The following is a 13,287-nucleotide window of genomic DNA, read 5'->3' on the forward strand; positions in this document are numbered from 1 at the left end:
AACAAAAAAACTGTGTGGGTGGCATCTATTGAAGTTGAACTGTCACACCTCGAAGGGAAGAGAACAACTGCTATCGTCATGAATGCCTCAACCTTTGATGAAGCCAGTGACATTGATTATTTTATTACCAATGTTGTCGGCTCAATAGCAACACCTGAGTGGATAGTAACCACCTATTCTCAAAGGAATTGGGTAGAAGTTTTTTACCGGAAAGCAAAAGGATAGTTAGGACTTAAGGAATATCAAGTTAGAGACAAACGCAGTCTATATAGGCATTTTATTCTTGTCTTCTGTGCCTATACTTTCATTTTATGGCACACCTTAACAGGAGGACTCAGACGCAGGTGGGCTAACAAACCTTTAAACACATTTCCTGAAGCGTTGGAGGCATTTCGTACAGCGATGTCTTTTCGTTTTATTGAGTGTTTGAACCATAAGCGGGACGTATTCTTAGCTTATAAAGCTTGTTTGGGCTTTGTTTGGGCTTGATATTTGTTTAAGTCCCGCTAACCCTGTATGGATGAAACGAATGACACTCGTAAATTTACGAGGGCTAACGCTGTTGATTTGGGGTTATGTTAATCCTTATGAAACTTTTAGGTTGGATATGAGCGAGCGGTTGGAGCTTGATGTGGCGTAAAAAGCCAAAAATTTTGATGTAATCAAGTCTGGGCAAAGGTTACATCTGTTGCGTGGCGGCTGGTAACAGCTTCGCTACTTTTACCCCTATTAAAACGCTGTACTAAATAGCTCACTCCAATTGGTCGTCTCATTGAGACTGAACAATCTATTCCAAAATGACAATGGGGCTTATGTTTCAGGCTTAAGGCAACCTTCTGTTCCGTTGCTACTTAAACCTCAGGCAAAGCTCATAGAAAGTTAGATACGTGGGCATCTTAGTAATCTTCTATTAAAATTAGTGTCGTCTTCCCTACAATGAAAATTCATCAACGTCGCAGAGTTAGCGCGTTTCCATTACAAATTGTTCTGATTATTCCCTTCATTCTCCAAATTCTTGGAGCCGTTAGTTTAGTAGGCTACTTGTCCTTTAAGAATGGACAGAGAGCAGTCAATAACTTGGCAGAAGAGTTGATGGCTCGCACTAGCGATGTTGTGGATGAACACCTGAAGTCCTATCTGGCAATTCCCCAAACCCTCAACCAAATCAATGCAGATGCCATTCGTAGAGGAATACTGGATGTGCGCGATCGCCAAATCGTTGGCAAGTATTTCTGGGATCAGATGCAGGCGTATGACTTTACCTACATTGGGATTGGCTTAACCACCGGCGAGGGGGTTGGAGCGGCTCGTTACGATGGCAAAACCATCACCATTGATGATTGGACTGCCGAACCTCCCAACAATGTGATTACCTACGCCACTGACAACCAGGGCAATCGAACTCAAGTCAATGCTCGCTGGGATTACAAAAATACGAATGAATCATGGTATACCCAGCCGATTGCAGCTGCTAGACCTGTCTGGGCGAGGATCATTACCGGAAATTATCCTACAGGCCCCTATATTGCAGCTTCTGCCAGTCGCCCCATCTATGATGCTCAAAACCGCTTGGTGGGAATGATTGCAATCGACCTTCATCTGCTGAAACTCAGTGATTTTTTACGCACTTTAGATATCAGTCAGTCTGGTCAAGTGTTCATTATGGAGCGAGATGGCACCCTAATCGCTAACTCCATAACAGCACAGCCTTTTACCCTCGCCGGTCAAAAAATCCAGAGATTACAGGCGATCGATAGCCCTAATTCAACGATTCAGAGCATTGCCAGCCACCTTCAAGTCTCCAAAGGGCTTCAGTCGATTACCCAATCCACATCCTTTCAGCTTGAGGTGCAAGGAGAAAGACACTTTGTCAATGTTGTGCCTTGGCGCGATCGGTATGGCTTAGATTGGCTCGTGGTAGTGAGTGTGCCAGAAACCACATTTATGGGACAAGTCAATGCCAATACGCGCACGACGATCGCGCTTTGTCTAGGTGCATTGGTGATTGCTTGTGTGATGGGCGTGTTCACTTCTCGTTGGATTGCTCGTCCGATGCTTCGCCTAAATCAGGCAAGTGAGGCAATGGCATCTGGCAATTTTTTAGAGCAGACGGTGGAAACGAGCAATATCCGAGAACTTAACACGCTGTCCAATTCCTTCAACCATATGGCAGGGCAATTGCGCGGCTCTTTTGCTGCTTTAGAGAAAAGCAAGGAGGAATTGGAAGACCGAGTAGAAGAGCGCACAGCCGAACTCAAGAACACATTAGAGGAATTACAGCGCACTCAATCTCAAGTGGTTCAAAGCGAAAAAATGTCGAGTCTTGGGCAGCTTGTCGCCGGAGTTGCCCACGAAATTAATAACCCGGTCAATTTCATTCACGGCAACCTTACCCATGTGCAGGAATATACCGAGAGTTTATTAGAGTTTGTAGAGTTATATCAGCATCATGATCCCAATCCTGCTCCTGAAATTCAATCGGTAGCTGAAGATATCGATCTAGAGTTTTTGCAAGAAGACCTACCGAAAATGCTGACTTCTATGAAACTGGGAACCGAGCGCATTCGCCAGATTGTCCTATCGTTGCGAAACTTCTCTCGGATGGACGAAGCGGAGTTCAAAGCGGTTGATATTCACGAAGGGATTGACAGCACCCTGATGATTTTGCAACATCGCCTCAAAGCTACTTCCTCACGACCAGCAATTGAACTGGTCAAAGACTATGCTGAACTGCCGCTCGTCGAGTGCTATGCCGGACAGCTCAACCAAGTATTTATGAATATCTTGGTGAATTCTGTTGATGCAATAGACGAGAGTAACGCCCAGCGTACCTATCAAAATATAAAAGACCATCCCAATCGAATTACAATTCGCACGTCAACTGTGAATGCACAATGGGTGGAAGTAGGGATCGCCGATAACGGAGTCGGTATTTCTAAAGAGATTCAACAACGAATATTTAATCCTTTCTTTACGACCAAACCGCTGGGAAAAGGCACCGGAATGGGGATGTCCATCAGCTACCAAATCGTCACAGAGAAACATGGCGGCAAATTGGAGTGCTTCTCAACCCCCGGTGAAGGAACTGAGTTCATCATTCGGATTCCTCTCCGGCAACACGTTAAGCCAGCAGTTTAGCTAGATGCTGATTGCCAGCACATTTCCAGTTTTACAGATATATGGTGCCATTGTTCGGCTCTTTAGAGTCTTTTCGTTAGGGTGACTCTTGAAAATGTGTTTCTACCTCGCCATATGTTACTTTCCCGGCTAGCAATTGCATTCAAGGCAACAATTCGGGAATCCTTCTGACAAAACTAGAATTCTCGATTTGATTTGAGAAAGGATCTTCTGACAATCCGGAATACCTACAAAAGTCTGATTCGGACACAGGAGAGACTAAGGATAAGGTATTAACGGCTCCTAACACTTGTGAGTCGCGCACTTCCAGGTAATGCTGAAGTTGACTGAGATTTCTGTGACCCGACACTTCCTAAACAATTCTTAAGGGGATAAGAGCATCGCTCATTTGGGTCAGGGCGGAACGTCGGAAACTATGAGATGAGACACCTTCTAAGCCGACTCGTTTGCAGGCTTTTCTCAGTGCCTTATCAGCTGAGTCGGTTTGAAAAGGAGAACCGAAGCGACCGGAGAACAAATAGGGTTGACCCGTTGCTGGCTGGTAGTTGGTGAGAAGGATTCGTAGGTCATCAATAACGGGGATGGTGCGAGTCGCTTGTTTTCCTTTGGTGTTCCCCTTCCTAGTGATTAGCGTGGAGCGAACTCTTCCAGAGTGCGTCGTAGACATCCACAATTCCCAGGGTGCAAGCTTCCTGGATTCGGCAGGCACAAAACAAGCAGTTGCCGAATAAGGCGCGATCGCGGGGGGTCTGTAAACCCTAATTGAATAACAACTGGATTTCTTCTACAGATAAAACCTTGGATCTTCCGTGTCGATCTATCTTCATGGAGGCTACCCATCAATGCCCAATGATTTACCACGATTTGGGGGTAGCTTGCTAGCGCAACTCTCAAGTCCCAATTGAAACTTGCAATGCAAAAAAAATGGAGAGTGCTGTGACGCAAGAAGGTAAGTAAGTAGTGGCAAGTTGCTGGTAATCAGATTCAGGCGTCATCTCAAAGCTTGATTAAAAGCACGCTGAATCAAAGCTCAGTAAAAATACCGTATGTGATACAGTGTTTCATCGCTATAGTTAAGTGCAAGGGTTCAGGTAATCCCCGTAGGCTTTAGTAGAAAAAAACTTGTCAATCTTTTAGTTAGATAACTACTTTCCTCCGCGTGAGCGACTGAAAACCACAGACCAAAAAACAACCGCACACAGGTGATCCCATCACCGTACTAAAACGGAAAAATTGTACGCACTTGGCTGAAAGCTTTTACCCGTCTTATTTGTAGAAATTATTATTCTATTTTGGTGCAGAGTATAGCATATACTCTGCATCTTGATAGTGGTGTTAAATTAACGTACTCTCAAGACTTTGGATTTAATACTAATTCCTTAACATACAATTTTTCTCTTTCAGCACGGTGCCCCCTAATCCACCATTGTTCCAATTCGATTTTACCAAGGTACATCAGTATGCATCCTGATTCCGATCTGTTCAGCACAAAATATATCCCGCCATGCACTCCTACTGAAGAAGTATTGTCAGCTATATGGAGCCAGGTTTTAGGGGTAGAAGTCGGCAGAAAACAAAACTTTTTTGAAGCAGGAGGAGATTCTTTAAACGCCACCCAAATCATTGTTCTTACACAGAAAGCTTTGGGTGTGCTGTTGACCCTAAATTTATTTTTTGAATCACCTACAATTGCTGAGTTAAGCTCTCGGATAGAAGCTCTTCACCAAGCTGAACCTGGATTGTCAGTAACCACTATCGAACCAGCATCCCACTCCACAGAATTGCTACTTTCGTTTCCTCAGCAGCGAATGTGGTTTTTTGAGCAATTTGTAGAGAGAAATGCTACTTACAGTATGCATAGACTACTACATTTGGTAGGGGATCTCAACGTAGCCGCTCTAGAGAAAAGTTTGACAGAAATCGTGCGTCGTCATGAAATTCTGCGTACCACTTTCCGCAGCGTCAATGGCGCTCCCATACAAGTCATCGCGGCTAGTTTGGCTATAACTGTTCCAATGGTGGACTTGCAGCATTTACTAGAAGCAGAACAGGCAGCGGAGGTGCAGCGGTTGGCTAACTACGAAGCCCACCAACCTTTCGATCTAGTCAACGGTCCCCTACTGCGCGTTACTCGGCTCCAACTAGCAGAACAATCCCACGTACTGCTAATAACGATGCATCATATTATTGGCGATGGCTGGTCGTGGGTAGTATTTTTCCGGGAGTTGGGTATCTTATATCAGGCATTCTTTCAAGGTGAAGCTTCGCCTTTACCAGAACTCCCCATCCAGTACGCTGACTTTGCCTGCTGGCAGCGACAGTGGTTCACTGGAGAATTGCTAGAAACTCAACTGATTTACTGGAAACAACAGCTAGCGGGGGCACCGCCCTTATTAGAACTACCAACAGATCGATCGCGCCCTAGCATACAGACTTTTCGAGGGGCTACGGAGTCCTTTAACTTGAGTGCCCAGCTAACGCAAAAGCTAAAGACTTTTAGCCAAAAATCAGGGGTGACTCTATTTATGACACTCCTGGCGGCTTTTTTCACTTTATTACACCGCTACAGTGGGCAGTCAGATATTGTTATCGGCTCTCCCATTGCTAACCGCCACCGCAGCGAAATAGAGCCGCTGATTGGCTTCTTTGTAAACACCCTAGCACTGCGAATTCAGGGGCAAGAAAATCCCACTTTCGCGGATTTGCTTGCTCAGGTACGGCAGATTACCCTGGATGCTCACGCTCATCAGGATTTTCCGTTTGAACGGTTAGTAGAGGTATTGCAGCCTGAACGATCTGCTAGCTACACTCCTATCTTCCAGGTAATGTTTGTCCTACAAAACACCCCACCAGAGAAGCTGGAATTCCCAAATCTCACTTTAACTGCTCTAAAACCCAAAAATAACACAGCTAAATTCGATTTAACCCTGTCACTTAAGGAGACTGAGACAGGAATATCCGGGGAGTGGGAATACAGTACCGATCTGTTTGAAGCCGCAACCGTTCACCGAATGATAGGGCATTTACAAACTTTACTAACAGGAATTGTCGCTAACCCAGAATCTCCCGTTTCTAAATTGCCACTACTTACTGAGTCGGAACGGCATCAGCTACTGGTGGAGTGGAATAACACCCAGATAGACTATCCCGAAGACAAGTGTATCCATCAGGTATTTGAAGCCCAAGTGGAGCGAACTCCTGATGCTGTAGCAGTTGTATTTGAAGAACAGCAGCTTAGCTACAGGGAGTTAAATTGTCGTGCCAATCAATTAGCACAGTACCTGCAAACTTTAGGAGTAGGTCCGGAAGTATTGGTGGGCCTATGCGTCGAGCCTTCTATCGAGATGATCGTAGGGATTCTGGGAATTTTTAAAGCTGGTGGGGCTTATGTACCATTAGACCCTGATTATCCCCAAGAACGTCTGGCTTATATAGTGTCAGACTCGCAAGTATCAGTGCTCGTAACTCAGAAAAAATTAGTTGACCAATGTTCCGATTATCAGGGGCTTACAGTTTGCTTGGATACAGATTGGGAAGAAATTTCCCGACCAAGCCAGTTAAATCTAACTATTAGCGTACATCCTCACAATCTAGCTTACGTTATCCATACTTCCGGCTCGACAGGCCAACCAAAAGGCGTGTTAATCCAACACCAAGGGTTGTGTAACCAAGCTACTAAAGCCTTGCAGATAGAACTTGACATACAGCCAGATAGTCGGGTGCTGCAATTCTTTTCCTTTGGCTTCGATGGTTCTATATGGGCGATTGTAAAGACGCTGGTAGCAGGTGCGGCATTAGTTTTAGCAAAAAAAGAATCTTTACTTCCAGGAGAGGGTTTGATTCAACTATTGCAGGATGCCGCTATCACGACTATCATGCTTCCTCCAGCAGTCTTGAAATTATTACCTTTAGAGGATTTGCCTTCGCTACGGACAATTCTTGTTGCGGGGGAAGCTTGCTCTATCGATCTAGTGACTCGATGGGCACCAGGTCGTCGCTTCTTTAACGCTTACGGGCCAACAGAAACAACGGTTTGTGCCACCGCTGCTGAATTAACTGATGGCAGCCAACCCATAACTATTGGTCGTCCAATTGCTAACACCCAAACGTACGTCCTGGATGCCCACTTGCAACCTGTACCTATTGGCGTGTCTGGAGAGTTATATATAGGCGGTGTGGGTTTAGCGCGGGGTTATGCGAATAGACCCGATTTAACTTCTGAAAGGTTTATTAGCAATCCTTTTAACAGCAAACAGGGAGAGCGGATCTACAAAACCGGAGACTTAGTCCGCTACCTTGCAGACGGGAACATTGAGTATCTTGGTCGTACCGATCGCCAATTAAAGATTCGCGGGTTCCGCATTGAACTAGACGAAATCCAGGTTGTTTTAGAAGAACATCCCGATGTTGAGCAATGCTTAGTAATAGCACAAGAAGACCGACCGGGCGACAAGCGTTTGGTAGGGTATATTATCTCCAAGCTTATCCCCGAACGCCTTCTTTACGAGAGCGAGTGCGTGGTAGAAATTGACAACGATAAATTCCTACTTCGGACTCAGGATATCTCCCAGACCGGCGTTAAGCTAGGGGGAACCCCTCCCGCATTTAGCCCAGGCAAGCCTATTTGTCTGCGCCTGCTTTTACCTGGAGCTTCGGAAGCTATTTATCTACAAGGAACGGTGAAGTGGTGCCAAGAGCAACAAGCTGGGATTGCCTTACATCTTGACCCTACAGAACAAGCTCTAATCGATCAAGGCATAGATTATCTTCTGGAAAGCCAAGGATTGTGGCAATCTTTGCAGCGGACAGCGAATCAAAACTTCCGGGATTACCTTCAGAAGAAGCTGCCCAACTACATGGTGCCATCTGCTTTCGTGTTAATGAAAGCTTTTCCACTCACACCGAACGGCAAAGTCGATCATCGTGCCCTACCCGTTCCCCAAGCGCTACCCAAAGCCCCGCTCGCCGACGATAGCAAGCCCAAAACCGAACTCGAAAAAATTCTGGCCACGGTTTGGCAAGAGATACTTCAATTAGATACAGTAGGCATTCACGATAATTTCTTCGATCTGGGCGGTCATTCTTTACTGCTAGTTCAGGTTCACAACAAATTATCAAAAATATTGGAACAAAAGCTGTCCATCGTTGACCTGTTCCAATATCCAACCATCCAATCTTTAGCTAAATTATTCAGCCAAGAGTCTGGTCAAAAAATTGATTTAGCCTCCAGCCCTTCACGCACCCAGATAAATCTGCTCCGTAAAAGAACAGATGAGACAGCGATAGCGATTATCGGCATGGCGGGTCGTTTTCCTGGCGCTAAAAACATCGATGAATTTTGGCAAAATCTGCAAAATGGTGTCGAGTCGATTTCCTTCTTCTCTAACGATGAACTGCTCTCTTTGGGAGTGAACCAGGCTATGCTGGGGCAGCCTAATTACGTCAAAGCAAGCGGCTTTGTGCCAGATTCGGAGATGTTTGACGCTTCCTTCTTTGGATTTAGTCCCAGAGAAGCCGAAGTGACAGACCCCCAACACCGCCTGTTGTTAGAGTGCGCGTGGGAAGCTATTGAAGATGCGGGATATGACACGGCTACATACTCCGGGAAAATTGGAGTTTATGCCGGAGCAGGTATGAACAATTATCTGCTTAAGAATCTAGCTCCCCATATCGAGTGGGCCGACCCAGCCTCCTCTTACCAAATAACGATTAGTAATGAGAAAGATTTTCTGTCCACGCGGGTAGCTTACAAACTCAACCTCAAAGGTCCTGCTATCAACGTACAAACGGCCTGTTCAACTTCATTAGTTGCAGTGCATGTAGCCTGCTCTAGTTTGCTCAACGGCGAATGCGACATGGCTTTAGCTGGCGGCGTTTCTCTCAAACTCCCGCAAGAGGCTGGCTATCTGTATCAACAAGGAATGATTTTGTCTCCCGACGGTCATTGCCGCGCTTTTGATGCGAAGGCGCAGGGAACTGTTCGCGGGAATGGCGCGGGCGTTGTGGTTTTGAAACGATTAAACAATGCCATTGCTTCAGGCGATCGCGTTTATGCCGTTATCAAAGGCTCTGCTATCAATAACGATGGTTCCTTAAAAGTTGGCTATACTGCCCCCAGCGTGGAAGGGCAAGCAGCGGTTATCGCCGCCGCACTTACGACAGCAGGAATTGAACCCGAAGCTATCAGTTATATCGAGTCGCACGGCACCGGCACCCAACTCGGTGATCCCATCGAAATTGCGGCACTGACAAAGGCTTTCCGCAGCCAGACTCAGAAAAAGGGTTTTTGCGCGATTGGTTCGGTGAAAACCAATGTCGGACATTTGGATACTGCTGCTGGCGTAACAGGTTTGATTAAAGCTGCCCTCGCGCTGAAACACAAATTGCTACCCCCCAGCTTGCATTTTGAGCAACCCAATCCTCAGATTGATTTCGCTAACAGTCCTTTCTACGTTAATACCAAGCTAATGGCATGGGAAACAAATGACATTCCCCGTCGTGCTGGAGTTAGTTCTTTTGGTATTGGCGGTACCAATGTCCATGTAGTTTTGGAAGAATCGCCAGTAGAGGCCCGCGAGAAAGCAGAGGCACCGGGGAGAAAGTGCCAGTTGTTGGTCTTATCTGCAAGAACCAGTACGGCACTCGATAAAGCCACTGCCAATTTAGCGGAATACTTAAAGCAACATCTTGAACTTAACTTGGCTGATGTCGCTTATACCCTCAGTAAGGGGCGTAAGGCTTTTAATCATCGGCGGGTTGTTGTTTGTCAGGATATTCAAGATGCGATCGCATCTCTAACTACTCTCGACAGCCAACGAGTGTTTACCAACGTTTACGAATCCAAAACTCGTCCTGTCGCCTTCATGTTTTCCGGACAGGGTTCCCAGTATGTGCATATGACGAGGGAACTTTATGAGGTTGAATCCACATTTCGCCAACAAGTCAATCTGTGTTGCGAATTGCTCAAACCTCACTTACAGTTGGACTTGCGCGATGTCCTCTACCCCAGCGAAGCGGATATCGAAGCCGCAACCGAGCAACTGAAACAAACGGCAATTGCACAGCCCGCTCTATTTGTCATTGAGTACGCCCTAGCAACCCTATGGATGGAGTGGGGAGTGTATCCTACTTGTGCGATCGGGCATAGCATTGGTGAATATGTAGCCGCGTGTCTGGCTGGTGTTTTCTCCCTCGAAGACGCATTAGCTCTCGTAGCGATGCGGGGAAAATTGATGCAGCAAATGCCCGCAGGCGCAATGCTTGCCGTTCCACTTCCAGAAGCAGACTTGCAACTCCTCTTGGAAGCGCCTCTAGAAGTGGCTTTAATTAACGGACCGTCTAATTGCGTGGTTTCGGGAGCGATCGAAGCTATAGATACCTTACAAAACAAGTTGACTTCCAAAGGTATCGGGTATCGTCGCTTGCAGACATCCCATGCGTTTCACTCTCAAATGATGGAACCTATCTTAAAGCCCTTCACGCAATTGATGGAAAAGGTTAACCTTCAGCCGCCACAATTTCCCTACATTTCCAATGTCACCGGCACTTGGATTGCAGCCGAACAAGCCACTGACCCCTATTACTGGGCGAAACACTTGCGAAGTACGGTACGTTTTGCTGAAGGGTTGCAACAACTTTTCCAAAAACCCGAACAAATTCTGCTAGAAATAGGACCAGGGCGATCGCTAAGCACATTAGCCAAACAGCATTCGCACAAGTCTACAGAACAGATTGTACTAACTTCAACGCGCCATCCTCAAGAACACCAAGCAGATGTAGAAGTTTTGCTCACCACTTTGAGTCGGCTTTGGCTGGCAGGTGTAGAAATAAATTGGTCGGAATTTTATCGCCCGCAGCAACCTAGCCGCGTTTCCTTACCCACCTATCCCTTTGAACGGCAACGTTACTGGATCGCTCCACCATCTAAGCTTTCAGGATTAACCGCCAAGCCTGTTGAGAAGGTATTGGCTTTGCCCAAGTCTGAAATAACACTATCGACGACCGAAGAGGAATACTTCAGTCCCCAGATGCGAAAAAGTTATGTACCTCCTCGCAATCAGACTGAACAAAAAATTGCTGAAATATGGCAACAATTTTTCAAACTCCGACAAGTGGGAATATACGACAACTTTTTTGAGTTGGGAGGAGACTCTTTACTAGCACTTCAGCTAATTTCCAAGTTACAAGATGCTCTGCTAATTGAACTATCGCCCAATAGTTTATTAAGTCAACCGACTATTGCCGAATTAGCTGAGTTAATTGAAGCAAGTCCTTCCACTTCTGGAACTCTTAAAGTTAGTTCCTCTCAACAGCCAGCTATTCCTTCCTGTCTGGTGGAAATCCAAAAGGGAAATAGCCTAAAGCCCCCTCTATTTTTGATACATCCAGTAGGTGGTCACGTTTATTTCTATCGCTATTTGGCTCAAGATTTAGGAACTGAGCAACCTGTTTATGGATTGCAAGCCCAAGGGATAGATGGAAAAGCCGAACCATTGACTGAGATTGAAGCAATGGCAACTCAATATATTGAAGCAATGCGTTTGATTCAGCCAACAGGGCCTTATTACATAGGTGGTGCTTCTTTTGGAGGGATGGTTGGGTTCGAGATCGCCCAACAACTACACCAGCAACAGGAAGTTGTAGCATTACTAGCTATGCTCGATACACCCGGGCCTGGTCAATTACCAGATGGGCATAAAGTAGAGACAGATGCCCAAATCCTTGCTTATTTTATCAATATGCTGGGAGATGATTCAGTTTCCTTGGATGACATTCATCAACTCGAACCAGACGAACAGATAAGGAAGTTCTTAACAATAAGAAACGCTCATCAACGGTTTTCGGAGTCTGACCTAAAGCAGTTTCGCCATTTGCTCCATATCTTTAAAGTTAACGTTCGCTCCATGCTTAGCTATATCCCTAAAGTTTATCCAGGTCGAATTGTTTTCTTCCGCGCTCGCGAACGGGATGATACTCTTCCTCATCACCCAGAACGAGCTTGGATAGATTTGGCGTTTGAAGGGATAGAAATTCACCAAGTTCATGGTAATCACATCACCATGAATCAACCACCTCATGTGTCAGTTCTTGCTGAAAAGTTGAAAGTCTATCTGAAGTAGGTCTGTGTAGATGGTTCTGTTGCAAAAAATGCCCTCTGCTTTAAGAATCCAACTAGACTTTGAACAAGACCGAACACTAAGAGAATTAAGCAGTGCTAAAGGAATAGCCAGAAGAGTAAAAGAACGAGCAATGGCACTGCACAGATTAGCCAAAGACTAGCAAGGGAACGCAAGATTAAACTAGGACAGGAGCAAGTGCGACGTATCCTCAAAAAAAGGGTAGCGTTGGATATGACCTAGCAATGGCGATTGTAGCTGGGGTTGAAAACAGAGCTAATCATGCTTGTTACCCAGTTGAACGTTTGGCGTTGCTGATTCACGGTATGAATCAACTTTTGGCTTGAAGTTACAAAACTCACCCTACTTGGCTTATAGCCCTTCCGAAATCTTGAATTACTACCTGTATTCAGCAAGGCCGAACGTTTTATGTTTAATTAGCTGGAGCTAATTAATTGTTTACACAAAAGGCAATTTGACGTTGATAATACCTCCTAATATTACGCTAGCTAAATGAACGTCTTCTTACAAAAGTTAGAAATTAACTTCTTATTTTTAGCCATCAAGAATAATTAAAAATATCAGATTTTTTTGTACAAAAATTAAAACAATTTGTTTAAATTGAGGGGTAGCGAAAATGAGAATGATTGCAAATATTCCAGCATTAAAATCGAGAAATTGTCGCCTATTTTTTGGCGGGCAAGGTCTTTCCTTAGTAGGAACTTGGATGACACAAGTTGCTACTATTTGGCTGGTTTATGATTTGAGTAATTCGCCTTGGTTATTAGGGGTTGTTGGGTTTACTAGCCAAATTCCCAGCTTGGTTTTACTACCAATTGCAGGCGTATTAGACCTCTTGCGTGAATCAGGCAGATTGGGAACGGAGCAGTTCAATATTAACGATCGCGGCAATGAGGTTGAAACGGATCCAAATCGCCGACGACGATTGCGGTATTGTTCTCCCAGAATGCGGAAAATTTTCAACCGTCGATTGATGTGCTCCGCAATCACTCTCAATCGAGCCAAATGGCGA

Annotated in this window: 2 protein-coding genes and 4 pseudogenes; 4 read left to right on the plus strand and 2 right to left on the minus strand. The window is 45.4% G+C overall.

The annotated features are described in order from the left end of the window. Both H6H02_RS25930 and H6H02_RS25935 read left to right on the plus strand, forming a co-directional pair. Positions 1-489: pseudogene (locus tag H6H02_RS25930) on the plus strand (transposase); the annotation flags it as partial. A gap of 447 nt (positions 490-936) precedes the next feature. After that, positions 937-3,138, plus strand: a complete 2,202-nt coding sequence (locus H6H02_RS25935) for an ATP-binding protein (protein WP_190823230.1) — start codon at positions 937-939, stop codon at positions 3,136-3,138. Positions 3,139-3,280: 142 nt separating this feature from the next. On the opposite strand, the pseudogene H6H02_RS28015 reads toward H6H02_RS25935, so the two are convergent. Continuing rightward, positions 3,281-3,965: pseudogene (locus H6H02_RS28015) on the minus strand (site-specific integrase). Between the two features lie 633 nt (positions 3,966-4,598). On the opposite strand from H6H02_RS28015, the gene H6H02_RS25945 reads away from it, so the two are divergent. Both H6H02_RS25945 and H6H02_RS28020 read left to right on the plus strand, forming a co-directional pair. Continuing rightward, positions 4,599-12,257 carry a non-ribosomal peptide synthetase/type I polyketide synthase gene (locus tag H6H02_RS25945; protein WP_190823232.1) on the plus strand — a complete coding sequence of 2,553 codons (7,659 nt, stop codon included), beginning with the start codon at positions 4,599-4,601 and terminating at the stop codon, positions 12,255-12,257. Between the two features lie 634 nt (positions 12,258-12,891). Next, positions 12,892-13,101, plus strand: a pseudogene (locus H6H02_RS28020) (MFS transporter); the annotation flags it as partial. 18 nt (positions 13,102-13,119) lie between these two features. Here the strand turns inward: H6H02_RS28020 and H6H02_RS27420 are convergent. Further along, a pseudogene (locus H6H02_RS27420) lies at positions 13,120-13,287 on the minus strand (IS5/IS1182 family transposase); the annotation flags it as partial.

Origin of the sequence: Coleofasciculus sp. FACHB-1120 (assembly GCF_014698845.1) — a bacterium.
In the GTDB taxonomy this organism is placed as follows: domain Bacteria; phylum Cyanobacteriota; class Cyanobacteriia; order Cyanobacteriales; family FACHB-T130; genus FACHB-T130.